22 protein-coding genes are annotated in these 23,679 nt (G+C 70.2%); 12 read left to right on the top strand and 10 right to left on the bottom strand.

Annotation, left to right across the window (positions count from 1 at the left end; all coding sequences use genetic code 11):
- Nucleotides 1–8: 8 nt before the first annotated feature.
- Nucleotides 9–1,316 carry a hypothetical protein gene (locus CSC71_RS01740; protein ID WP_162372618.1) on the bottom strand — a complete coding sequence of 436 codons (1,308 nt, stop codon included), beginning with the start codon at nucleotides 1,314–1,316 and terminating at the stop codon, nucleotides 9–11.
- A gap of 205 nt (nucleotides 1,317–1,521) precedes the next feature.
- Nucleotides 1,522–1,974, bottom strand: coding sequence for a DnrO protein (locus tag CSC71_RS01745; RefSeq protein WP_162372619.1), 453 nt, complete (start codon nucleotides 1,972–1,974; stop codon nucleotides 1,522–1,524).
- A 181-nt stretch (nucleotides 1,975–2,155) separates the two neighbouring features.
- Between CSC71_RS01745 and CSC71_RS01750 the strand changes: the two genes are divergently transcribed.
- From CSC71_RS01750 to CSC71_RS01770, 5 genes are all read left to right on the top strand, one after another.
- Nucleotides 2,156–2,338: a YgaP family membrane protein gene (locus CSC71_RS01750; protein ID WP_162372620.1), complete on the top strand. Its 183-nt coding sequence runs from the start codon at nucleotides 2,156–2,158 to the stop codon at nucleotides 2,336–2,338.
- A 117-nt stretch (nucleotides 2,339–2,455) separates the two neighbouring features.
- The gene (locus CSC71_RS01755; protein ID WP_162372621.1) at nucleotides 2,456–3,505 is read left to right on the top strand and encodes a S66 peptidase family protein; all 1,050 of its coding nucleotides are present in this window, start codon (nucleotides 2,456–2,458) and stop codon (nucleotides 3,503–3,505) included.
- A gap of 156 nt (nucleotides 3,506–3,661) precedes the next feature.
- Nucleotides 3,662–4,603: a 3-keto-disaccharide hydrolase gene (locus CSC71_RS01760; protein WP_162372622.1), complete on the top strand. Its 942-nt coding sequence runs from the start codon at nucleotides 3,662–3,664 to the stop codon at nucleotides 4,601–4,603.
- 2 nt (nucleotides 4,604–4,605) lie between these two features.
- Complete coding sequence (locus tag CSC71_RS01765; protein WP_162372623.1) at nucleotides 4,606–6,291, top strand: GMC oxidoreductase; 1,686 nt, start codon at nucleotides 4,606–4,608, stop codon at nucleotides 6,289–6,291.
- Nucleotides 6,292–6,308: 17 nt separating this feature from the next.
- Nucleotides 6,309–6,854 (top strand): gluconate 2-dehydrogenase subunit 3 family protein, encoded by a 546-nt coding sequence (locus CSC71_RS01770; RefSeq protein ID WP_162372624.1) that lies wholly within the window; start codon nucleotides 6,309–6,311, stop codon nucleotides 6,852–6,854.
- A 24-nt stretch (nucleotides 6,855–6,878) separates the two neighbouring features.
- On the opposite strand, the gene CSC71_RS01775 is transcribed toward CSC71_RS01770, so the two are convergent.
- Entirely contained in the window at nucleotides 6,879–8,801 is a 1,923-nt protein-coding gene (locus CSC71_RS01775; RefSeq protein WP_162372625.1) for a M56 family metallopeptidase, read from the bottom strand.
- Nucleotides 8,794–9,180: a BlaI/MecI/CopY family transcriptional regulator gene (locus tag CSC71_RS01780; protein ID WP_162372626.1), complete on the bottom strand. Its 387-nt coding sequence runs from the start codon at nucleotides 9,178–9,180 to the stop codon at nucleotides 8,794–8,796. The genes CSC71_RS01775 and CSC71_RS01780 overlap by 8 nt, the downstream gene beginning before the upstream one ends.
- A 260-nt stretch (nucleotides 9,181–9,440) precedes the next feature.
- Between CSC71_RS01780 and CSC71_RS01785 the strand changes: the two genes are divergently transcribed.
- Nucleotides 9,441–11,435: a glycoside hydrolase family 97 protein gene (locus CSC71_RS01785; protein WP_162372627.1), complete on the top strand. Its 1,995-nt coding sequence runs from the start codon at nucleotides 9,441–9,443 to the stop codon at nucleotides 11,433–11,435.
- Between the two features lie 15 nt (nucleotides 11,436–11,450).
- Here the strand turns inward: CSC71_RS01785 and CSC71_RS01790 are convergent, their stop codons facing one another.
- A complete protein-coding gene (locus CSC71_RS01790) occupies nucleotides 11,451–12,560 on the bottom strand; it encodes a tetratricopeptide repeat protein (protein ID WP_162372628.1) in 1,110 nt (369 codons plus the stop codon).
- A 237-nt stretch (nucleotides 12,561–12,797) separates the two neighbouring features.
- Here CSC71_RS01790 and CSC71_RS01795 point away from each other — a divergent pair, with 237 nt between their 5' ends.
- From CSC71_RS01795 to radA, 4 genes are all read left to right on the top strand, one after another.
- On the top strand, nucleotides 12,798–13,142 hold the full coding sequence (locus CSC71_RS01795) for a RidA family protein (protein WP_162372629.1): 345 nt from the start codon (nucleotides 12,798–12,800) through the stop codon (nucleotides 13,140–13,142).
- Nucleotides 13,143–13,165: 23 nt separating this feature from the next.
- Entirely contained in the window at nucleotides 13,166–13,732 is a 567-nt protein-coding gene (thpR, locus tag CSC71_RS01800; protein ID WP_162372630.1) for an RNA 2',3'-cyclic phosphodiesterase, read from the top strand.
- 69 nt (nucleotides 13,733–13,801) lie between these two features.
- Nucleotides 13,802–14,035 (top strand): hypothetical protein, encoded by a 234-nt coding sequence (locus CSC71_RS01805; protein WP_162372631.1) that lies wholly within the window; start codon nucleotides 13,802–13,804, stop codon nucleotides 14,033–14,035.
- A gap of 73 nt (nucleotides 14,036–14,108) precedes the next feature.
- Nucleotides 14,109–15,500 (top strand): DNA repair protein RadA, encoded by a 1,392-nt coding sequence (gene radA / locus CSC71_RS01810; protein ID WP_162372632.1) that lies wholly within the window; start codon nucleotides 14,109–14,111, stop codon nucleotides 15,498–15,500.
- A gap of 41 nt (nucleotides 15,501–15,541) precedes the next feature.
- Here the strand turns inward: radA and CSC71_RS01815 are convergent, their stop codons facing one another.
- The 5 genes from CSC71_RS01815 to CSC71_RS01835 all read right to left on the bottom strand — a co-directional run bounded on the left by CSC71_RS01815 (nucleotide 15,542) and on the right by CSC71_RS01835 (nucleotide 21,201).
- Nucleotides 15,542–17,134, bottom strand: coding sequence for a DHA2 family efflux MFS transporter permease subunit (locus tag CSC71_RS01815; RefSeq protein WP_162372633.1), 1,593 nt, complete (start codon nucleotides 17,132–17,134; stop codon nucleotides 15,542–15,544).
- Between the two features lie 22 nt (nucleotides 17,135–17,156).
- The gene (locus CSC71_RS01820) at nucleotides 17,157–18,365 is read right to left on the bottom strand and encodes an HlyD/EmrA/EmrK family protein (protein ID WP_162372634.1); all 1,209 of its coding nucleotides are present in this window, start codon (nucleotides 18,363–18,365) and stop codon (nucleotides 17,157–17,159) included.
- The gene (locus CSC71_RS01825; protein WP_162372635.1) at nucleotides 18,362–19,873 is read right to left on the bottom strand and encodes an efflux transporter outer membrane subunit; all 1,512 of its coding nucleotides are present in this window, start codon (nucleotides 19,871–19,873) and stop codon (nucleotides 18,362–18,364) included. Before CSC71_RS01825 ends, CSC71_RS01820 begins: the two co-directional genes overlap by 4 nt.
- Nucleotides 19,874–19,876: 3 nt before the next feature.
- Nucleotides 19,877–20,338 (bottom strand): MarR family winged helix-turn-helix transcriptional regulator, encoded by a 462-nt coding sequence (locus CSC71_RS01830; protein ID WP_162372636.1) that lies wholly within the window; start codon nucleotides 20,336–20,338, stop codon nucleotides 19,877–19,879.
- Between the two features lie 77 nt (nucleotides 20,339–20,415).
- Entirely contained in the window at nucleotides 20,416–21,201 is a 786-nt protein-coding gene (locus CSC71_RS01835) for a cytochrome C assembly family protein (protein WP_162372637.1), read from the bottom strand.
- 207 nt (nucleotides 21,202–21,408) lie between these two features.
- Between CSC71_RS01835 and ffh the strand changes: the two genes are divergently transcribed.
- Both ffh and CSC71_RS01845 read left to right on the top strand, forming a co-directional pair.
- The gene (gene ffh, locus CSC71_RS01840) at nucleotides 21,409–22,788 is read left to right on the top strand and encodes a signal recognition particle protein (protein WP_162372638.1); all 1,380 of its coding nucleotides are present in this window, start codon (nucleotides 21,409–21,411) and stop codon (nucleotides 22,786–22,788) included.
- Nucleotides 22,785–23,579, top strand: a complete 795-nt coding sequence (locus CSC71_RS01845) for an aminotransferase class IV family protein (protein WP_162372639.1) — start codon at nucleotides 22,785–22,787, stop codon at nucleotides 23,577–23,579. The genes ffh and CSC71_RS01845 overlap by 4 nt, the downstream gene beginning before the upstream one ends.
- Nucleotides 23,580–23,679: the final 100 nt, after the last annotated feature.

A 23,679-nucleotide genomic window follows, 5' to 3' on the forward strand; every position in this document is an offset into this window, starting at 1 on the left:
GGCGGCGCTCAGAGCAACTGCTGCAGCCCGAGGATCGCGACCACCACCGCGGCCGCGATCGCCAGGTCGTCGCCGTCGCGCCGGGCGTAGCGGTCCTGGGCGTAGTAACCGTCGGCGTAGCCGCGCTCGTAACCCTGGCGGAAGTAGTAGCGGTACTGGTCGTAGCCGAGGTAGCGGCCGTCGTAGCCGTAGCTGGCGTCCAGGTAGCCGTAGCCGCCGCGGACGTCGTAGCGCCAGCCGTCGGCGCGATCCGCGCGGCCCGCGTACAGGCCTTCGCGGTAGCCGTATTCGACCGCCTGCCGCATCAGCTCGGCGCCGTAGCGGTTGGTCTGGTAGTAGCGGCCGCCGTAGCGGTAGCGGTAGATCGCCGGCGAGTAGTAGTACGGATCGTCGTCGTAGTTGTAGTTCGAATTCCACAGCATCTGCTGGCGGCGCAGGCGCTGGTAGTACGCCTGCTGCTGGCGGTACTGGGCCAGGCGGTGCTGCCGCTGCAACTGGCGCCGCCACTGCAGCGCGGCGGCGGTGCGCTGGCGCTGCTCGTACTGGTAGCGTTCGCTGCGCGCGCGTTCCTCGCGGATGCGGCGTTCCTGCAGGTCGCGGCTCAGGCGGCGCTGGCCGTACGGCGGGCGCTGCCAGTCGCCGCGCTGCGCCTGCTCGTTGCGGCGCTGCTGCTCGGCCAGCCGGCGCTGCCGCTCGTCCTGCTGGCGCTGCTGCTGCGTGGCGACGCGCTGCTGCTCCTGCCGGCGCCGCTCCGCTTCAAGGCGCTGGCGCTGCAGCTCGGCCGCGCGCTGGCGCTGCCCGGCATCGCGCTGCGCCTGCTGGCTGCGCCGCTGCTGTTCGGCCAGGCGTTGCCGTTCGTCGCGCTCGCGCTGTTGCGCGGCCGCGGATTGCGGTTCCTGCCGGCGCCGATCGGTCTCGGCGCGCTGGCGCTGCTGTTCGGCCAGCTGTTGGCGCCGTTCGCCGTCGTGCCGTGCCTGCTCGCCGCGCCGCTGCTGCTCGGCGATGCGGCGCTGCTGCAGCTCGGCCGCGTGGCGCTGCTGCCGTTCGGCGCGCTGGCGTTGCTGCGCGGCCTGGGCCTGCTGTTGCTGGCCGCGCTGGCGTTCGGCCTGCTGCTGGCGATGCTGCTCGATCCGCGCGGCCTGTGCCTGCCGGTGCTGCTCGGCCTTCTTTTTCGCGTCGGCGGAAGCGTCCTGCTCCTGGCGTTCGCGCGATTGCCCCGGGCGGTATTGCGATTGCGCGGCGGAGGGCAGGCCGCCCGCCAGCACCAGGGCCAGCGCGGACGCCCACAAGGCGGAAGAGGAACGGGAGACTTTCATGTCGACACCTGCCGTGTTCGCGGACCGGCACCACGCCGGTTGCGACACCAATTAGCTACCGCGCTTCTGAATGCAATCTGAGGTGCGCAAGCGCCGTTTAACCGGCAGAAAACCTGCGGAAAAATGGAAGCGGTTTCATGTCGGTGCGCTTGCCGCCTCGCATGGGTGGGCCTGAACCCACCCTGCGACGTCGGGTGCGCAGCGGTCAGCGCGGCATGGCTTCGGGATCGTCGAACTGCCGCGCGTAATCCGCCAGGGACTTGCGCATCGCGGCGATGGCTTCGCGTTTCTCCGGGTCGCGCTTGAGCGTTCCGGCGTTCTGCATCAACGGCAGGATGATGCCGTGCAGCGCCGCATCGGCCTCCGGCGGCAGTTTGCAGTTGGCGATCACGAATCGAACGTTGTCTTCGACTTCGCCTGCAAGCCGGACGGCATCGGCGGGCGCGGCGTGCCCGGCCTCGTAATGGCCAAGCCCGTCGACCGCGGCGCGAATGTTCCGCATCCCCTGCTGCAAGGATGCGTCGACCGGATAACGCGCCGATGCGGTGTCTGCCGGCACGGGATGGGGGTGTTGGTCATGGCCATGGTCCTGGGCGCATGCCGAACCTACGACACCCCCCGAGATCGCAAGCACAACCACGGCGATCAGCGTACGCATTTCTCTTCTCCGATGGATGTTGGCTGCAGGCTACGCCTCCGGCGGGCGCCGATGGCTGATCCAGGTCAAGCGCTCCCTTCGCGGTCGGCGCTGGGTGGCCGGGCCGCGCGATCTTGATCCCGATCAATGCCGCGATGCGTGGCGGGCGCATACTGCGCGCCCCCTTAGGGAGGACACGCAGATGAAGGCGAACGTGGGCGGCATCGACAAGTGGGTCCGGATCCTGATCGGCGCGGCGTTGATCGCCTGGGCCGCGACCGGCGGGCCGGCATGGGCCTGGATCGGCGTGCTGCCGCTGGCCACGGGCCTGTTCAACTTCTGCCCGCTGTACCGGCTGGTCGGCATCAACACCTGCCGGCGCTGAACCCCGTCCGCCCGTGCGCAGCGGGCGCGTGCAGGACGGATGCGTCCCGCCGGCCGTCCCGCGAAAGCGCGGCGCAGGCTTGTTAAGCTGGCCCGCAGTCCATCGACAGGCGGCGACATGCACAGGCGAAACTTCCTCGGGACCGCGGCGCTGGCCGCAACGGCGCTGGCGTTGCCCGGCGCGGGCGGCCGTTCCGCCTTCGCGGCCACGCCGCGCAGGCGATTGCTGCCGGTGCCGCTCAATCCGGGCGACACCATCGCGCTGGTCAGCCCGTCGGCGGCCACCGACGATCCGTTCGACCTGCAGCTCGCCCGGGAGGCGATGGAGGCGCTGGGGTTCAAGGTGAAGACCGGCGCGCATTACGCGTCGCGCCGCGGCCACCTGGCGGGCACCGACGCCGGGCGCGCCGACGACCTCAATGCGATGTTCGCCGACCGCGAGGTCAAGGCGGTGATCTGCGTGCGCGGCGGCTCCGGCGCCGCGCGGCTGCTGCCGCTGCTCGATTACGACGCGATCCGCCGCAACCCGAAGGTGCTGCTGGGCTATTCCGACATCACCGCCCTGCACAGCGCCATCCAGGCGCAGACCGGCCTGGTCACCTTCCACGGCCCGATGGGCTCGGGCAGTTGGAACAGCTTCAACGCCGACCAGTTCCGCCGCGTGTTCTTCGAGCGCGAACTGATGGAGTACCGCAACATCGCCGAGCGCGGCGACGAGCTGGTGCAGCGCAGGAACCGCACCGTCGCCATCGCCGGCGGCAAGGCCCGGGGCGAACTGGTCGGCGGCAACCTGTCGGTGCTGGTGGCGCTGGCCGGCTCGCCGTACCTGCCCGATTTCACCGGCAAGATACTGTTCCTGGAGGACGTGTCGGAAGCGCCGTACCGGATCGACCGCATGTTCAGCACGCTGAAGCTGATGGGCGTGCTGGACCGGATCGCCGGCCTGGTGTTCGGCGAGTGCACCGACTGCGAACCCGGCGATGGTTACGGCTCGCTGACGCTGGCGCAGATCCTCGATGATTACATCAAGCCGCTGAAGATTCCGGCGTATCGCGGCGCGATGATCGGACACATCCGCCAGCAGTTCATCGTGCCGGTCGGCGGCAAGGTGGAAATGGATGCCGACGCCGGCACGTTCCGCATGCTGGAGCCGGTGTTCCAGTCCTGAAGGCGGGGCCACGCCCATCGCATCTGCCCGCCGTTCCCGCTTTCGCGGGAATGACGGCAAACACTCGGGCCGATTGGTGCGGCGCCGCGGGGCAAGCTGGCTGGAATCGTTTACATTCCTCGCGCTTCCTGTTTCCGGAACCCGAGGGAATCGCCCATGCGCCGTCGTCTGCCGGCACTGCTCGCACTCGGTCTGGTCGGCGGTTCGGGCCATGCCTTCGCCGCCGCCGACGCAGCCGCCGCGGAGGCGCTTGTCGGGCGCTGGGACATCGACATCCATGCGCTCGGCGGCGAACAGCCTTCGTGGCTGGAAATCCGCCGCTCCGGCAACAGCGCGCTGGTCGGGCAGTTCGTCGGCAGCGTCGGCAGCGCGCGACCGGTTTCGCGCATCGAATTCGATGGCACCGGGATGCGCTTCGCGATTCCGCCGCAATGGGAAGGCGGCAGCGGCGAACTGACGGTGCGCGGGCGCCTGCGCGAGGGCGCGCTGGCCGGGACGATGGTCTTTCCCGACGGCAAACAATACGAATGGAGCGCGAAGCGCGCGCCGTCGCTGCGGCGCACGGCAGCGCCGCGCTGGGGCGAGCCGGTGCGCCTGTTCGACGGCCAGGGCCTGGACGGCTGGCGGGCGCTCGGCGGGTCGTCGCAGTGGCAGGTCGAAGGCGGCGTGCTGCGCAACGCGGCGGCCGGCGCCAACCTCGCCACCGAGCGCAGGTTCACCGACTTCAAGTTGCACGTCGAACTGCGCCTGCCGAAGGGCAGCAACAGCGGCGTGTACCTGCGCGGCCGCCACGAGGTGCAGATCGCCGACACGTCCGGCGAGCCGGCCAGCGACACGCTCGGCGCCATCTACGGCTTCCTCGCGCCGAGCGAGGATGCCTCGCTCGCTCCCGACCAATGGCAATCGCTCGACGTCACCCTGGTCGGGCGCCGGGTCAGCGTCGCGGTCAACGGCAGGACCGTGATCTGCGACCGCGAGATCCCCGGCATCACCGGCGGCGCGCTGGACAGCGACGAGGGTGCGCCCGGGCCGCTGTTCCTGCAGGGCGACCACGGCCCGGTCGAATTCCGCGACATCACCCTGACCCCGGCGCTGTGAGCATGGCCAGCGACGCGAACACCTACGACGCGATCGTCATCGGCTCCGGCATCTCCGGCGGCTGGGCGGCCAAGGAGTTGTGCGAGAAGGGCCTGAAGACGCTGGTGCTGGAACGCGGCCGCAACGTCGAGCACATCAAGGACTATCCGACCGCGACCATGGCGCCGTGGGAATTCCCGCATCGCGGCGCGCTGACCCGCAAGTACCGCGAGGAGAACCCGGTCGCAGCGCGGATCGCCGCCGAGGACGTGACCCACTTCTTCATCAAGGACGGCGACCACCCGTACGTGCAGGAGAAGCCGTTCGACTGGATCCGCGGCTACCAGGTCGGCGGCAAGTCGATCATGTGGGGCCGCGCCTGCCAGCGCTGGAGCCGCTACGACTTCGAGGCGCCGGAGCGCGACGGCTACGGCATCGGCTGGCCGATCGGCTACGACGACATCGCGCCGTGGTATTCGCACGTGGAGAAGTTCATCGGCGTGTGCGGCGCGCTGGACGGGATCGAATCGATGCCCGACGGCGAGTACCTGCCGCCGTTCGACTTCAATTGCGTCGAAAAGGCCTACAGCGAGCGCATCCGCAGGCACTACGGCGACCGCTACGTGGTGCAGGGCCGCTGGGCGCAGTTGACCAGGCCGGAGCCGATCCACCTGCAGCAGGGGCGCAGCGCGTGCATGTCGCGCAACCTGTGCTGGCGCGGCTGCCCGTTCGGGGCGTACTTCAGCTCGAACTCGTCGACGCTGCCGTGGGCGGCGAAGACCGGCAACCTGACCCTGCGCCCGGATTCGGTGGTGCATTCGATCATCTGCGACGAGCGCACGAACCGCGCGAGCGGGGTGCGGGTGATCGACGCGCATACCCACGAGGTCAGCGAATACCGGGCGAAGCTGGTGTTCGTCAACGCATCGGCGCTGAATTCGGTGCTGATCCTGCTGAACTCGGTGTCGCCGCGCTTCCCGCACGGGTTGGGCAACGACAACGGCCTGCTCGGCAAGTACGTCGCCTTCCAGAGCTACCGCGCCAACGGCGGCGGCGCGATCGACGGCTTCGAGGACGGCTACTACTTCGGCCGCCGCCCGTCGGAGTGCATCATCCCCAACTTCCGCAACCTCAAGCGCCACGAGATGGACTTCGTCGGCGGCTACACCACGTTCACCGGCGCCTACCGCGAGCGCGGCGCGGCCTCGGCCGAACGCGTCGGCGGCGCGTACAAGGACGCGCAGGCGCGGCCGGGGCAATGGAAGATCTACGTGTACATGCAGGGCGAGACCATTCCGAAGGAAAGCAACCGCGTGCGCCTGCACGATACGCTGGAGGACGCGTGGGGCATCCCGCAGCTGGTGACCTCGGTCGACTACGACGACAACGACGAACGCATGGTCCGCGACTGGCGCGCGCAGGCGGCCGAGATGCTGGAAGTGGCCGGCTGCCGCGACATCGAGACCGCCGACACCCACTGGTATCCCGGGCGCGACATCCACGAGATGGGCGGCTGCCGGATGGGGCGCGACCCGCGCACCTCGCTGCTCAACCGGTGGAACCAGCTGCACGCGTGCCCGAACGTGTTCGTCACCGACGGCGCGTGCATGACGTCGACCGGCAACCAGTCGCCGTCGCTGCTGTACATGGCGCTGACCGCGCGCGCGGTGGACCACGCGGTCGGCGAACTGAAGCGGCGGAACCTGTGAGCGCGCCGATGCGAGCGATGAGCCGCCGCGAGATGCTGAAGGCGACCGCCGCGGCAGGCGGCGCGCTGGCCGTTCCGGGCTGGCTGGCCGCCTGCGCGCGGGGCGGCCGCGAAACCGCGGCGGAGGCGCAGTCGGCGCAGCGGGCCGACCGGGCGTTGCTCGAGGACATCGCCGACACGCTGCTGCCGACGACCGCGGCCTCGCCGGGCGCGAAGGCGGCGGGAGTCGGCGTGACGATGGCGTTGCTGCTGGCCGATTGCGAAAGCCCCGAGGTGCAGCAGCGCGTCGCCGCCGGGCTGCAAGCGTTCCGCGAAACCTGCAGGAAAAGCGGCGGCGCCTTCGCTGCGCTGGCGCAGCCGGAACGCGAGCGGCTGTTGCGCGAAGTGGACGCCGCTGCGCAGGAAGAGGGCGACACGCACTGGTTTTCCAGCGTGCGCCAGCTCGCGCTCACTGCCTATTTCACTTCCGAGATCGGCGCCACCCGGGCAACCCGCTATGTCGCCGTTCCCGGGCGCTACGAGGGGTGCATCCCGCTCGAGCCCGGGCAGCCGGCGTGGTGGTGAAGGCCACCCGCCGGCGTTGAAGGTTCATTGCCGCGTCGGCGCGGGCTGCGCGCGGCCGCCGACATAGGCCTCGTCGATCAGCTTGCGCAGCTGCGCGTCGGCGAGGCCGGCTTCGCGCTCGATGCGCTTGCCCAGCGCCTCCATTTCCGCGCCGACCGCCTCCATCGGCTTGCTGGCCGCTTCCATTTCGCGGGCGAGCGCTTCCATCGGCGCGTGTTGCGCCTCCATGCGCTTGCCGGCCGCTTCGAGCGTGGCGCCGTGTCGCTCCATCTGCCGGGACAGGGCATCCTGTTCGCGGGCGATCGCCTCCTGCTCGCGTTCGAGCCGCGCGCGTTCCGCCTCGGTCGCGCCGTGCATGCGGCCCGCCAGCGCGACCTGGCGTCCGGCCAATGTCTGCATCTGCCGGCCCAGAGTTTCCATGTTCGCAGTGGCCGCGCGCGCTTCCGGCGAATCGAAGGCGTTGTCCTTGCCCAGCGCTTCCATGCGCGCGCCCAGCGCCTGCATGCGCTCGCTGTGCGGCTTCATGCGCGCATCCAGCGCCTGCATCTGTTCGCCGAGCGCATCGGTCACGGCCCAGGCCTGGCGCGCGCGGGCGAGGGTTTCGGCGTCGCGCACCACCCAGGCCTTGCCGTCGCGGCGGAACCAGAGGAAGTCGCCGTCGATGCTGTCGCGCGCGGCGCGGATGTCGTCGGCGTCGTCGATGTTGCCCGACATCGAGAAGCCGTCGCGGTCCTTGCGCACCAGCGCGTAGCCACTGCGTTCGCGTTCGCCGCCCGGGGTGGCTGCCGCGCGCGCGGCCGGCCTCGGCGCCGGCGCCGGCCGCGCATGGCCGGCGGCAGCGGGAGTGGCGGCCGGGGCAGGGGCAGGCGCGGGAGCGGCCTGGACGGCGGCGACCGGCACCGGCATGGCCTGCGCCGGAACGTGCGCCGGCGGCGCGAACCGGGCCTGGGCGTAGAAGGCGACGCCGGCCACGGCGAGGCCGATCAGCGGCAATGCCACGGCGCTGCCGATGGCGCGGCGTTCGGGGCGGACGAGTTGGCGGATGCGGGACATGAGATGACCTCCGTGCGCGGCGGGCGCGTAATGGGACGGGAGTGCGGGGGCGGGCGATCGCGCGGCGGCGTGGCGATCGAGTTCGGACAGGGCGAGGGCGAGGCGGCGCGGTTCGCCCAACGCGGCCGCGGCGAGGTCGTCGGCGACCAGTTCGCGCTCGATGCGGATGCGCCGCGACAGCCACCACACCACCGGGTGGTAGAACAGCAGCGCTTCCACCGCGCCCTGCAGCAGGTTGACCAGGTAATCGTGGCGGCGGACGTGCGCCAGTTCGTGCGCGATCAACGCTTCGACCAGGTCGGCCGGCATGCCCGCGGCGATCGCCGCGGGCAGCAGCACCACCGGCCGCCACCATCCGGCCGCCACCGGACTGTCGCCGTCGTCGGTCAGGCGCAACGCGACCTTGCGGGCGATGCCGAGGCGCAAGGCAAGCCGGTCGACGTGGACCTGCCAATCGTTGTCTGCGCCATGCGCATCCCGACAGAGCCGCCGCACCCACGCCAGGCCGAAGGCCATGCGCAGCGAGAGCAGGCCCACGCCCACCGCCCACAGCGCGACGATCCAGGGTTGCAGGTCCGTCGCCGGCATCGGCAGGGCGCGCGATGCCGCGGCATCGGTCGAAGGCAGCACGGCATCGGCATTGGCGGCAAATGCGGCGACCGCGGCGGGCGGCGCATCGGTGGCCGCCAGCAACGAGTGCAGCAGGGTCGCCACCGGCGCCGCCACGCAGGCCAGCAGCGCCGCGCAGGCGACCGCATAGCGCGACTGCGGCCGCGCGTTGCGCAGCAGGGCCAGCGCCAGTGCGGCGAGCAGGCCGATCAGCGCGCCCTGCCAGAGGAAATGCAGCAGCGCGTTCGCCAGCGACGGCATCAGCATCGGCAGCAGGTCAGTCATCGCGGTTCTCCTCGAGGAAGCGCTGGATCTCTTCGCGTTCGGCGTCGCTGACGCGGCCGCCGCGCAGCGCCGCCAGCACCAGGTCCTTGCCGGAGCCGGCGAAGGCCTTGTGGATCAGGTCGTCGAGCAGCCGCGTTTGCAGCGAGCCCTGCGGCTGTGCCGCCGAATAGACGTGCGAGCGCTGGCTTTCGTCGCGCTTCAGCAGGCCCTTGCCGTGCATGATCTGCATCAGCCGCAGCACGCTGGCGTAGGCCAGGTCGGGGCGCTCGCGCCGCTGCGCCTCGTGCACCTGGCGTACCGAAGAGGGCCCCAGCCGCCACAGCGTGCGCAGCAGGTCGAGTTCGGCGGCGGTGGGTCTGGGAATGCGGGGCTTGGCCATCGGATTCGCGTCGCGGGGATCGATGGCGGCACGCTAGCGCACCTAGACCGGTTTGTCTAGAACATTTTGTCTATATCGGAAGTCGCCATGACGAACGGCAGGGGGCGGCGTCTGGCGCGCTGCGGGTCGTCGCGTCTTCGGTGCGCCGCATCGGGATGCAAAACCGGGGAGGAGTATCTTTCTTCGCACGGACGCAACCGCCGCCAACGCAGGGAGAACGGATGAAACGCGCCAGCCGGGGCAGCCTCTTCATGAACGCCATGACGACGGGAGGGCTGGCTGGCCTGATGCTCGCCGCATGCGCATTGCCGGCCTGCGCGGAAACCTTCCGCCTGCGCGCACCGCAAGCGCCGCTGGAAGCGGTGGTGCAGGCCGGTGGCACGCTGACGCTGGAAGTGCGCTACCGCGGCAAGGTCGTGGCCGGCACGCCGGTGATCGGACTGGACATCGACGGCCACCTGCGCGCCGACGCCTTGCCCGCGCTGAGCGGCAGCGCGCGGCGCTCGGTCGACGAAACCATCCGCCCGGTCGTGGCGGAAAAACGGTCGTCGATCCCCGACCGCTACAACGAACTGCGCCTGTCGTTCGGCCCGACGCTCGCCGCGACGTTCCGCGCCTACGACGACGGCATCGCGTACCGTTTCGAGACCGCGATCGACGGCGAGGTCACGGTGCGCGACGAGCGTGCCGGGCTGCGCGTCGCGAAGGGCGACACCGCGTGGATCGCATTGTCCGGCTGCCGCGAGGAAGCGGGGGTCGACTGTTTCCAGACCAGCTACGAAGCGAACTACGCGAAGCAGGCGGTCGACGCGGTGCCGGAAGACGGGCTGGCGTTCCTGCCGGTCCTGCTGCGGACCGCGGGCGCCTACGTCGGCTTCACCGAATCCGACCTGCGCGACTACCCGGGACTGTGGTTGCGCCGCGTGCCCGGCGAGCCGGCGCTGCGCGGCGACTTCCCGCGCTATCCGCTGGAAGAAAAGGTCTTCGGCGGCGAGTTCCAGCAATCATTGGTGGTGCGTCGCGCCGATTTCCTGGCGCGCACGCAGGGCCGGCGCAGTTATCCGTGGCGCGTGCTGATGGTGTCGCCGGATGCCGCCGGCCTGCTCGGCAACGACCTGGTCTACCGCCTCGCCAGCCCGCTCGGGCTCGACGACACCGCGTGGATCGAACCGGGCAAGTCGACCGAGGAGTGGATCACCAGCCGCGTGCTGCATGGCGTCGACTTCAAGTCCGGGCTCAACACCGACACCTATCGCTACTACATCGATTTCGCCGCCGAATACGGCCTGCAATACATGATGTTCGACGCCGGCTGGTCGGACCCGCACGACAACGCCAGGGTCAATCCCGACATCGACGTCCCCGGCCTGATCGCCTATGCGCGCGGCAAGGGCGTGGGCGTGCTGCTGTGGAACGAGGCGCATGCGCTGTCGCAGGACCTGGAAGCGGCGCTGGACCGCTACGCGGCGTGGGGCGCCAGCGGGATCATGGTCGACTTCATGGATCGCGACGACCAGCCGATGCTGCGGTTCCAGGAGCGCGTGGCGCGCGAGGCGGCGAAACGGCACCTGTTGGTCAACCTGCACGGCGTGGCCAAGCCGACCGGCCTGCAGCGCGCGTATCCCAACCTGCTGACCCGCGAGGCGGTGCTGGGCCACGAGTACGACATGTGGAGCGACCGCGCGACGCCCGGGCACGCGGCGACCGTGCCGTTCGTGCGCATGCTCGCCGGCCCGATGGACTGGGAGGGCGGGGCGATGCTCAACGGCACGCAGAAAACCTTCCGCGTGGTCGGCGAGCAGCCGATGAGCCAGGGCACGCGTACCCAGCAACTGGCGCAGTACGTGGTCTACGACAGTCCGCTGCAGTACCTGGCCGGCACGCCGTCCGACTATCGCGCCGAGCCGGGGTTCACCCGCATCCTCGCCGATATTCCAACGACGTGGGACGAAACACGGCCGCTGCAGGGCGAGGTCGGCGAATACCTGGCGGTCGCGCGCCGCGCGGGCGACGCCTGGTACGTCGCGGCGATGACCGACTGGGCCGCGCGCACGCTGCAGGTGCCGCTGTCGTTCCTGCCTGCGGGCGAATACGAAGCGACGATCGTCGCCGACGGGATCAACGCCGACCGCTACGCCGCCGACTACCGGATCGAATCGCGCGCCGTCGGCCCGAAGGAAACGCTGCGCATCGAACTCGCGTCCGGCGGCGGCTTCGTCGCGCGGCTCGTCCCGAAGGGCGAAGCGACGCGCTGAACCGGGGCCGCGCGGCTACTGTTGCTGCATCATCCGGCGCAGCGTGTCGAGTTTGACCTGGTAGAGGTCGCGGTTGCCGTCGCTGCTGAGATCGTGCGCACGGGCCAGTTCGATGCCTGCGCGGCGCGTGTTGCCCAGGTGCAGCCAGGCGCGCGCGAGGCCGAAATGGAACAGGTGCTCGTCGCCGTCCAGCGCGACCGCGCGCCGGTAGTGCTTCAGTGCGTCGGCGAAATCGCCGTGCTGCTCGGAGCGCATGCCGAGCGCGAACTGGTGGAACGGATCCTTGAGCAGGATCCGTTCGGCGCGCCGCCGCCATTGCGCCGCGTGCGCCTCGTCGCCGGTACGCTGGTAGAGGCCGATCAGGTTGAACAGCGCGCCGGTGTGCGTCGGGTTCAGCCGCAGCGCCTGCAGCAGGTTTTCTTCCGCCGCCGCCATCTCGCCCGCGCGCAGGCGCATCACGCCGGCGTTGTTCCACAACGTGGCGTAGTCGTGGTCCTGTTGCATTGCGGCGCGCAACCAGACGCCGGCGGCGGCCGTGCGTCCGAGCATCAGCAGTTCCATCGCGCGGTTGTTGTAGTACAGCGCCAGCAGGCGCGCGTCGCCAATCCGCTGCGGCGGCGTATGGGTCAGCAATTCGTCGGCGGCGACGTCGATGACGTAGCGTTCGCCGCCTGCGGCGATGCTGGCGTTGGCGTGGGTGTTCTGCACGACGATGTCGCCGTTCAGGTCCCACGACAGCACCCGTTCGAGTTCCTGTCCGCTGGCGGACAGGCCGGCTTCGCGTGCCAGGGCCACGGTCAGCAGGGTGAAGGCCAGGCAATTGGCCTCGCGGGTCTGGAACGACTCGGCGACGGTATGGGTCGCGTCCTGCCGGTACTGCATGCCCAGCCCGGTTTCGTCGAACATGAAGTCGAGCAACAGGTCGAGCCGGCGCTTGCGGCTCCTGCCGGAAGGTTCGATCACTTGCCGTTGCAGCATCGCGCGCAGTTCCGCGGGTATCGCCAGCACTTCTTCCGGCGAGGGCGGCACGACTTCGGCGGAAACCGTCACCGGCGCCATCGTCGGTGCCGCGGTCTGCACGGGGGGCGCCAATGCCAGCGCTGCGGCGAACAACCAGTCGAACATACCGGACCCTCCTCCGGCAGCGCCAATTCGGCTGCGGCCAGTCTAGTACTTCCGGCGCGGACCGGCGCCGGACCGTTTCGCTGAGATTTACCTATTGGATGCCGTCGCGGCAAGTGCCAATCGCGACGGCCACAGCCGCGTTTCCAGGGCCGATCCGGCAGCCCGCTTGCGGCCACTGCCGGCGGTGCTTAACGTTCCACTCCACTCCACTCCACCCACCACGACGGGAAAACGCAGATGATCCAGCGCATCGACGCCGGCCGGCGCATGTCCGAGGCCAGCCTCCACAACGGCATCGTCTATCTGGCCGGGCAGGTCGCCGAGGACGCCAGCGCCGGCATCGAGGAACAGACCCGCCAGGTGCTGGCCGCGATCGACGACCTGCTGGCGCGCGCCGGCAGCGACAAGACCCGGATTTTGCGCGCGCAGATCTTCCTTGCCGACATCGCCGATTTCGACGGCATGAACCGGGCCTGGGATGCGTGGGTGCCGGCCGGCAACGCGCCTGCGCGCGCCACGGTCGAAGCGAAACTGGCCGATCCGGCGTGGAAGGTCGAGATCGTGGTGACCGCGGCGGCCTGAGCGGCGCGGCCCGGGACGCGGCGATGCAGGACGATCTTTTTTCCGCGACGGGCACGCCGCCGAAGGCGCATCGCCTTTTCTTCGCGTTGCTGCCGGACGAAGCGCAGCGGCGCGCGCTCGCCGCCTGCGTCGAGCGGCTGCACGGGCATTTCCCCGGCGCGCGCTGGGTGCGGCCGCAGCGTTGGCACCTGACGTTGCATTACCTGGGCGAAAGCGCCGGCCCGCGGGAGGACTGGATCGCCCGCGCCATCGAGGCCGGCGGCGACCTGCATGCGTCCGGTTTCGAACAGGAACTGGACCGCCTGCGCGCGCTCGGCAATCCGCGCAACCCGGCGCTGACCCTGTCGGGGGAAGCTTCCTCCCCGGGCATGGATGCGTTCTGGCAGGCGCTGCGGCAGCGGCTGCTGCAGGCCGGGTTCCGGTTGTCGGCACGCGGTTTCGTGCCGCACCTGACCGTGGCCTACGTGCCGCCGGGGCCGCAACTGCCGCCGATCGCGCCGGTCGCGTTGCGCTTCGACGCCTTCCACCTGCTCCAGAGCGTCGAAGGGCAGGCGGAGTACGACACGCTCGGCAGCTGGCGGCTGGGCTGACCGGCCGCACTTGCGGGCGGTCATGCGGGCCGCCAACATTGGCCGCCTGCTTCGCTGCGAGGGGAAACCATGTCCGCATTCGGCAAGACCGGAAAGGTGGTGTTGCGCTGCCTGGCTCCGTTTGCAGTGCTGCTGCTCGCTGGCTGTGCCAGCCTGCGCGACGACGGCTGGCGCGGCGAAGGGGCCGAGCCCTTCGATGGCGCGCGTGCGGCCTGCGAATCGGAAGCGGCGGCGACGCCAAAGGCCGAACGCGGCGCGGCGTTCGAGGCGTGCATGGCGCGGCGCGGCTGGCACCGTTCCTGACCGCGGTTCCGGTCTCGCCACGCGAGACCCGGCGCGGCTAGAGTAGCGGCCGGTTCCCGTAACGAGTCGCACCGTGGCCAAGCCCGCATCCGGCAAATCCCGCACCGCCTACGTCTGCGCCGAGTGCGGCGCATCCTTCAGCAAGTGGCAGGGCCAGTGCGGCGAGTGCGGGGCGTGGAATTCGCTGTCCGAATTCGTGGTCGAGCCGGCCGCGTCCGCGCCGGCCGCGCGCCGTTCCAGCTGGGCCGGCAAGGTCGAGGCGCCGAAGGTCACCGCGTTGAAGGACGTGCGCCACAGCGAGGAGGCGCGCGTCTCCACCGGCATCGGCGAACTCGACCGCGTGCTCGGCGGCGGGCTGGTCGAAGGCGCGGTGGTGCTGGTCGGTGGCGACCCCGGCATCGGCAAGTCGACGCTGCTGCTGCAGGCGCTGGCCAGGCTCGCAGCGTCGCAGCCGGTGCTGTACGTCACCGGCGAGGAGTCGCTGGCCCAGGTCGCCGGCCGCGCCGCGCGCCTCGACCTGCCGCTGGACGGCCTGCGGGCGCTGGCCGAGACCGGCATCGAGAAGATCCTCGACCACGCCGTCGCCGCGCAGCCGCGCATCGTCGTCGCCGATTCGGTGCAGACGCTGTGGACCGAGACGCTGACCGCCGCGCCCGGTTCGGTGTCGCAGGTGCGCGAGAGCGCGGCGCGGCTGGTCCGCTACGCGAAGGAAACCGGCACCGCCGTGTTCCTGGTCGGCCACGTCACCAAGGAAGGCGGCATCGCCGGCCCGCGCGTGCTCGAGCACATGGTCGACGCGGTGCTGTATTTCGAAGGCGAAAGCGGTTCGCGCTTCCGCGTGCTGCGCGCGTTCAAGAACCGCTTCGGCGCGGTCAACGAACTGGGCGTGTTCGCGATGGGCGAGAAAGGCCTGAAGGAAGTGCCGAACCCGTCGGCGATCTTCCTGTCCGGCGGCAGCGCGCGGCAGCCCGGTTCCTGCGTGATGGTCACCCGCGAGGGCACGCGGCCGCTGCTGGTCGAGGTGCAGGCGCTGGTCGATGCGTCGCCGCTGTCGAATCCGCGCCGCGTCGCGGTCGGCATGGAGCAGAACCGGTTGGCGATGCTGCTTGCGGTGCTGCACCGGCATGGCGGCGTCGTGGTCGGCGACCAGGACGTGTTCGTCAACGTGGTCGGCGGCATCCGCGTGCAGGAAACCGCGGCCGACCTGCCGGTGCTGCTCGCCGTGCTTTCCTCGTTGCGCGACCGGCCGCTGCCGGAAAAGACGATCGCTTTCGGCGAAGTCGGCCTGAGCGGCGAGATCCGTCCGGTGCCGAACGGCGAGGAGCGGTTGCGCGAGGCGGCGACGCACGGCTTCAGGCGCGCGATCGTGCCGAAGGCGAACGCACCGAAGTCCGGCAGCTTCAAGGGGCTGGAGGTGGTCGCGGCGGAGCGGCTGTCGCAGGCGATCGACGCGGCGATGGAATGAGCGCCGCAAGGGAAAACCCGCCGTCCGGCGGGTTTTCTGCGTCAGTGCCCGCCGCCGGCCGCGCCGCCGGCCTTCGCCGCGAACGGCGGCCTGGCGACCCAGACGAACAGGATCACCACCAGGAAGACGATGCCCAGCAAGTGGAATATCTCGTTGAAGCCGATCTGCGCGGCCTGGTTGGCGATCATCCGCTCCAGCAGCATCGCGCCGCGCTGCAGGTCGCCCTGGCCGAGTTGCGTCGCCGTCGCCACCGTGGCCGGGTCGTAGGCGGACAGTTTCTCGGTCAGGTGCGCGTGGTGCACCGCGCCGCGCTCGGTCCATGCGTACGTGGTAAGCGACGCGGCGAAGCTGCCGCCCAGCGTGCGCATGAACGTGGCCAGGCCGGAGCCGGCGGCGATCTCGTGCGGTTCCAGGTCGGACAACAGGATCTGCAGCACCGGCATGAAGAACAGCGCCACGCCGATGCCCTGGAACAGCTGGACCCACGCCACGTGGGCGAAGTCCACGTCCAGGTTGAAGTGCGAGCGCAGGAAGCTGGTGAACGCCATCGCGACGAAGGCGATGCTGGCCAGCATGCGCAGGTCGAAGCGGTTGGCGTACTTGCCCACGAACGGCGTCATCAATACCGGCAGCACGCCGATCGGCGCGGTGGCGAAACCGGCCCAGATCGCGGTGTAGCCGAGGTTGCGCTGCAGCCACAGCGGCACCAGGATGCCGACGCTGAAGAACGCGGCGTAGGCCACCACCATCGCCGCGGTGCCGGCGCTGAAGTTGCGGTGCCGGAACAGGCGCAGGTCGACGATCGGGTCCTTGTCGGTCAGTTCCCAGATCACGAACACCGCCAGCGAGATCGCGGCGACGATGGCCAGGACGACTATCGTGCCCGAGGCGAACCAGTCCTCGTCGTTGCCCAGGTCGAGCAGGATCTGCAGCGCGCCGACGCCGAGCACCAGCGTGGCCAGGCCGATGTAGTCCATCTTCGGCTTGTCGGTGCGCTCGGGCCGGCCCTTCAGCTGCGAGCCGACCACGAAGCTGGCGAAGATGCCGATCGGTATGTTGATGAAGAAGATCCATTCCCAGCTGTAGTTGTCGGTGATCCAGCCGCCGAGGATCGGCCCGGCGATCGGCGCGACCACGGTGACCATCGCCAGCAGGGCGATGGCCTGGCCGCGTTTCTGCGGCGGGTAGATCGACAGCAGCAGGGCCTGGGTCACCGGGTACATCGGGCCGGCGACGAAGCCCTGCAGCGCGCGCGCGCCGACCAGCAGGCCCATGCTGTTGGCGACGCCGCACAGGAACGAGGCGATCACGAACGCCAGCGTCGACCACATGAACAGCTTGCGCTCGCCGAAATGGCGGGTCAGCCAGCCGGTCAACGGCAGGGCGATCGCGTTGCTGACCGCGAACGAGGTGATCACCCACGTCGCCTGGTTGGCGCTGCCGCCGAGGTTGCCGCTGATCGTCGGCAGCGAGACGTTGGCGATGGTGGTGTCCAGCACCTGCATGAACGACGCCAGCGCCAGGCCGAGCGTGGCCAGCGCGACGTTCGGCGGACGGAACGGCTTCGGCGGCGCGACCGCCTCCGGGCCGGGCGGCACGCCGAAGCCTTCTTCCTGTTCGACTATCGTGGACATGGGGGAGGGGATGTCCGGGCGGTCAGTCGCGCGCGTTGCGCGGCAGGTTCTGCGCCACGATCTTCGCGATCAGGTCGTTGGCGTCGTCCAGTTGCTTCTGGTACGCGGCGGTGGCGAAACGCGGCGCGTCGGCCTTGCGCGGCTGCGCCAGCACCGGGCCCGCCTGGTCGCGCACGGCGACGTCGACGCTCATGCTCAGGCCCAGGCGCAGCGGGTGCTCGGCCAGTTGCTTCGGCTCGATCTCGATCCGCACCGGCACGCGCTGCACGATCTTGATCCAGTTGCCGGAAGCGTTCTGCGCCGGCAGCAGCGAGAACGCGCTGCCGGTGCCGAGGCCGAGGCTGGCGACCTTGCCGTCGAATTCGACGTCGTCGCCGTACAGGTCCGAGGTCAGCTTCACCGGCTGGCCGATGCGCATCTTCGCCAGCTGGGTTTCCTTGAAGTTGGCTTCCACCCAGACCTGTTCCAGCGGCACCACGGTCATCAGGGTGCTGCCGGGCTGCACGCGCTGGCCCAGTTGCACCTGGCGCTTGGCGACGTAGCCGGTAATCGGGGCGACGATCGCCGAACGCTGCAGGTTCAGGTACGCCTGGCGCAATTGCGACGCCGCGGCTTCGACCTGCGGCTGCCGCTGCACGGTGGTCGCATCGACCAGCGCGCGGGTGCGCGACAGCGTGCCCTGCGACGCGGCCAAGGCGGCTTCGGCGGCGGCGGGCATGTCGCGGGCGTGGGCCAGTTCCTCGCGCGAGACCGCGCCGCTGGCGACCAGGCCTTCGCGGCGCTTCACGTCGGCGCGGGCCTGTTCCACCGCGACCTTGCGGGCCTGCAGGTCGGCCTGGCCGGCGTCGACGTTGCTGAAGTAGCCGCGCACCTGGCGCACGGTGCCGGCGAGGTTGGCCACCGCCTGGTCGTAGGCGACCTGCGCATCGTTCGGGTCGAGGTGCACCAGCGCCTGGCCGACTTCGACGCGGTCGCCGTCGTCGGCGTCGATGCTGACCACGGTGCCGGCGGTCTGCGGCACGATCGCGACCACGTTGCCCTGCACGTAGGCGTCGTCGGTGTCCTGGTGCCAGCGCGCGTAAAGGATGAAATACGCCAGCCACAGCACGCCGGCGGTGATCGCCACCAGCAGCAGGATCAGCAGCGCGCGCCTGCGCTTGCCGTTGCCGTTCGCCGCGGCGGCCGGCGCGGCGCCGGGAGTGGGGGCTTGCGGATTGATTTCGGTGGTCATGGCGTGGGGGCCTTGGCGATGTGCGAAGAAGAAGGGTTGTCGTTGCCGGAAACCGCCGGCGCGTCGAAATCGAGGCCGCCGCCGAGCGCGCGGTCGAGGTCGACGGTGGCGGCATAGCGCTGCGCGCGCAGGCCGGCGATCTGTTGTTCGATCTGCAGCAGCGGGCGCTGCGCGGACAGCACGTCGATCTGGGTGCCGAGGCCGGCCTGGTAACGCGCGTCGGCCAGCTTCAGCGCGGCCGCGGCGGCTTCGCGCGCCTGTCGCAGCGATTCGGCCTGCGCATCGAGCGAACGGATCGACTGCAACGCGTCGGCGACCTGGTGCAGCGCATCGACCACGGTCTGGTTGTAGCCGGCGACGGCGAGGTCGTAGTCGGCATCGCGCGCGGCGAGGTTGTTGCGCAGCTGGCCGCCGTCGAAGATCGGCAGGCTGATCGCCGGTCCGCCGAAGCCGAGCAGCGCGTCGCCGTCGAACAGGTCGGAGAAGCCGGTCGCGGCGAGGCCGACGAGCGCGCTCAGGTCGACGCTGGGCTTGAACTTCGCCTTCGCCGACTTGATGCCGTGGCCGGCGGCCTCGACGCGCCAGCGCGCGGCGACCACGTCGGGGCGGTGGCCGGGGAGTTCGCCCGGCAGCACGCCGGGCAGCGCCGGGGCGGGTGCGTCGAGCAGCCGCGGCCTGGCGATGTCGAGGCCGCGGTCCGGGCCCTGGCCGAGCAGCGCGGCGATGGCGTTGCGCAGGGCGTCGATCTGTTGCTGCGCGGCTTCGGCCTGGGCCTTCGCGGTGGCGATCGCGGCTTCGGCATTGCGCAGCGACAGCTGGTTGTCGATGCCGGCGGCGACGCGCTGCCGGCTCAGCTGCTGCAGGCGCTCGCTGCGCGCCTGCTCGCGTTCGGCGACCTCCTTCGCATCGAAGGCCTGCGCCAGCGCGACGTAGCTGCGCGCGATGTTCGCGGCCAGGGTCAGGCGCGCGGCCTGCGCCTCGATCTGGGTGGCGTGGACCTGGTCGAGTGCGGCTTCGTACTCGGCGCGCTTGCCGCCCCAGACGTCGAGCGGCCAGTCGAAGTTGAGCATCAGCACGGCGTTGTGCAGCAGCTTGCCGCCGAGTTCGTCGCCGGCGAGTCCCTTCGGCAATTGCGCCACCGCGTATTGCGCGCTGGCGCCGACGGTCGGCTTGCGCGCGGCGTCGGCCAGCCCGGCCTGCGCCTGCGCCTTGCGCAGGCGCGCATCGGCGGCGACCAGCGACGGGCTGTCCTGCAGCGCCTCGGCGATCAGCGCATCCAGCTGCGGATCGCCCAGCGCGGTCCACCACTCGCGTTGCGGGAACGCGGCATCGCTGAGCGGCGCGCCGACGAGGCTGCGCGAGATTCCGTATCCGTCGACGTCGCGCACGGCCGCGGACGGTTCCAGTCCGCCGCTGCTGGCGCAACCGGCCAGCGCCAGCGCGAGGGACAGGATGCCGATAACGCCGATCGTCGCCGTCGGGCGGCGAGGTATGGGGGAGGTAGGCATGTTTCAGGCTTCCGGGACGGAAAGGTTGTCGCGCACCTGCTCGAGCAGGTGGATGAATTGCCGGCGCTGGGCGTCGTCGAGGCCGGCGAGCGCGGCCTCGCGCACGCGCTGCCCGCACTGGTCGATGTCGCGCCAGATCGCGCGGCCGGCGTCGGTCAGGTGGATGTGCAGGGCGCGGCGGTCGCTGGGGTCGGTGGCGCGCACGATCAGGCCGCGCGCTTCCAGCTTGTCGAGCAGGCGGGTCATCGCGCCGGGGTTGACCTCGGCGATGCGGGCCAGTTCGGTGACGCTGGCGATGCCGTCGGCCAGTTTCTTGATCGTGACGAACTGGCTGAAGGTCAGGTCGTGGCCGGCGTCGGCCAGCTCGCGTTCCCAGCGCGTGCGCATGTTGTCGCGAACCTGGCGGATCAGCAGCCCCAGGGTGGAGCCGCTGCAAACCGAGGACAGGGGAGTGAGAGTGCTCATGGGGGCGGCAGGATGCCGGCCCGGGCAATATTTGTCAATGCAAATATTGTTTCAGCAATGAAATGCTGTGGAGCAGGCTACGGCTTCCTGTGCAGGACCAGTTCCAGCACGAAATTGCTGCCAAAGAACGACAAAATTAGCAAAAACATCGCCATCAGCGTCCAATGCACGGCCTTCGTACCGCGCCAGCCATAGCGCCAGCGCCCCAGTAGCAGGCCGCCGAAGACCAGCCACGACAGCACGCTGAGCACGGTCTTGTGCGCCAGGTGCTGGGCCAGCAGGTTTTCGACGAACAGTACGCCGGTCAGCAGGGTCAGGGTCAGCAGGACGAAACCGACGGCGATGGTCCGGAACAGCAGGGTTTCCAGTTCGGTCAGCGGCGGCAGCGCGCGCAGCCAGGCGCGGAAATCGTGCCGGCGCAGGGCGCGCTCCTGCGCCCACAGCATCAGCGCCAGCAGCGCGGCGATGCCCAGGGTGGCGAAGGCCAACAGCGCCAGCCACGCATGCAACTGCAGGCGCCAGTCCAGTGCTTCGGCCGGTTGGTGGCCATGCAGGTGGTAGGCCAGCAGGAACAGCGCGGTCAGCGGGAATACCACCACGCCCAGGGCGGCCATGCGCCCGCGCGCGCCGACCAGCGTGGTCAGCGCGGCCATGCCCAGCGCGGCCAGCGACAGCGCCGCGAAGAAATGCAGGTCGGGCCCGCCCGCGGTGTGCAGCGCGACCCAAAGGTGGTAGCCGCCATGCAGCACGACGGCCGGGATGGCCGGCCACAACCAGGCGCCGCCCGGTTCGCGCGTCACCGAGCGCACCAGCAGGAAGGTGGCGGCCAGATACAGTGCGACGGCGATGAGAACAATTGTCATCTGGGAAGTGTCGCATAACGGCGCCGGAAACACCTCTCCCGACGGGAGGAATCGACGCGCCGGGTGCGTCGGGTGAGGGGCGCACGAAGTATCGCGGGTGGAAGACGATTACCGGCCTGCGCTGCTCCCCGCCCGCATCCGCTTCCGATGGGAGGGGGGCTCCGAAGCTATACTTCCTGCCCGTTTTCTCCTTCCCCGCGCATCCAGATGTTCGAATCCCTGACCCAGCGACTCTCCGGCACCCTCGAGCGCCTGCGTGGCCGCGGCCGTTTGACCGAGTCCAACATCAGCGAGGCCGTGCGCGAAGTCCGCATCGCCCTGCTCGAGGCCGACGTCGCGCTGCCGGTGGTGCAGGCGCTGATCCAGCGCATCAAGGTGCGCGCGGTCGGCCAGGAAGTGCTGAAGTCGCTGACCCCGGGCCAGGCGCTGATCAAGATCGTCCGCGACGAACTGGTCGCGGTGATGGGATCGACCGCCGCCGACCTGAACCTCAACGTGCCGGCGCCGGCGGTGATCCTGATGGCCGGCCTGCAGGGCGCCGGCAAGACCACCACGGTCGGCAAGCTGGCCAGGCACCTGCGCGACAAGCGCAAGAAGAAGGTGCTGGTGGTCAGTGCCGACGTCTATCGCCCGGCCGCGATCGAGCAGCTGAAGTCGCTCGCCCAGCAGGTCGGCGTGCCGTTCTTCCCGTCCGAGGCTTCGCAGAAGCCGGTCGACATCGTCCGCGCCGCCATCGAAGAGGCGAAGAAGACCTTCGCCGACGTGCTGATCGTCGACACCGCCGGCCGCCTCGCCATCGACGAGGCGATGATGGCCGAGATCAAGGCGCTGCATACGGCGGTGAACCCGGCCGAGACGCTGTTCGTGGTCGACTCGATGACCGGCCAGGACGCGGCGGCCACGGCCAAGGCCTTCGCGCAGGCGCTGCCGCTGACCGGCGTGGTGCTGACCAAGACCGACGGCGATGCGCGCGGCGGCGCGGCGCTCAGCGTGCGCTACATCACCGGCAAGCCGATCAAGTTCATCGGCGTCAGCGAAAAGCCCGACGGTCTCGACGTGTTCGACCCGGTGCGCGTGGCCAACCGCATCCTCGACATGGGCGACGTGGTCGCGCTGGTCGAATCGGTGCAGCAGAACGTCGACGAGGAGAAGGCGAAGAAGCTCGCCGAGAAGGTCGCCAAGGGCAAGAAGTTCGACCTCAACGACATGCGCGACCAGTTGGAGCAGATGCAGAACATGGGCGGCATCGCCGGGCTGATGGACAAGCTGCCGGGCATGGGCCAGATTCCCGAGCACCTGAAGCAGCAGGTGCAGCAGAGCCGGGAAGTGCCGCGGATGATCGCGATCATCGGTTCGATGACCAAGAAGGAACGGCGTAATCCCGACCTGCTCAACGGCTCGCGCCGCGCGCGCATCGCCCGCGGTTCCGGCACCACGCCGGCCGACGTCAACAAGCTGCTGAAGCAGTACCAGCAGATGGAAAAGATGATGGGCAAGCTGGGCCGCGGCGGCATGAAGGGGATGATGCGCGGCCTGCAGGGCATGATGGGCGCGATGGGTCGCGGCGGCATGCCGCCGATGCGGTGACCGCGGCGTTCCTCAACGGAAGCCCCGCCGGCGCCGACGACCTGCGCGCGCTTGCGGTCGCCAACTACGGCCATTTCACCTCGATGCAGGTGCGCGATCGCGCCGTGCGCGGGCTCGACCTGCACCTGGCGCGACTGCGCGATGCGACGCGCGAACTGTTCGGCGTCGGACTGGACGATGCGCGGGTGCTCGATGCGATGCGCAGAGCGCTCGATGAAGCGGGCGGCGACTGCTCGCTGCGCGTCACCGTGTTCTCGCGCCGGTTCGATTACCGCCGGCCGGACGGGCCGGTGCCGGTCGACGTGCTGACCTCGGTTTCGCCGCCCACGCCGGAGACGGCGCCGCCGGTCCGGGTGAAAAGCTTCGAATTCGTCCGTCCACTGCCGCACATCAAGCATGTCGGCACCTTCCCGTTGTTCCACTACCGCCGGCAAGCGCTGGTGGCCGGGTTCGACGATGCGCTGTTCGTCGATGACGAGGGCAGGGTGGTCGAGGGGTCGGTCTGGAATGCCGGCTTCTGGGACGGCGGGGGCGTGGTCTGGCCACAGGGGCCGGCGTTGCGCGGGACGATGGAGCGGCTGCTGCAACTGGGGCTGGGCGAGCTCGGCGTTCCGCAGCGAACCGGCCCGGTGCGGTTGGACGAGGTGGCGGGTTTCGCCGGCGCCTTCGCGGTCAACGCCACCGGGACGCGGCTGGTCGCCGGTATCGACGGGAAAGCCATGCCGCAGCCCCCGGAGCTGCCGGGCCTGCTGGCCCGGGCCCTGGGAACCCGGCCCCGGGAGCCGCTCTGAGCCGGGAACGGGTTGGGTTTCCTTCCGGCTTTCAATGGCTTAGAATACCTGGCTCACTTACCCCGGCATCCCGCCGGCTGGGCTACACAGGAAGCACCCT

This window comes from Pseudoxanthomonas sangjuensis (assembly GCF_010211755.1).
Taxonomy (GTDB): Bacteria; Pseudomonadota; Gammaproteobacteria; order Xanthomonadales; family Xanthomonadaceae; genus Pseudoxanthomonas_A; species Pseudoxanthomonas_A sangjuensis.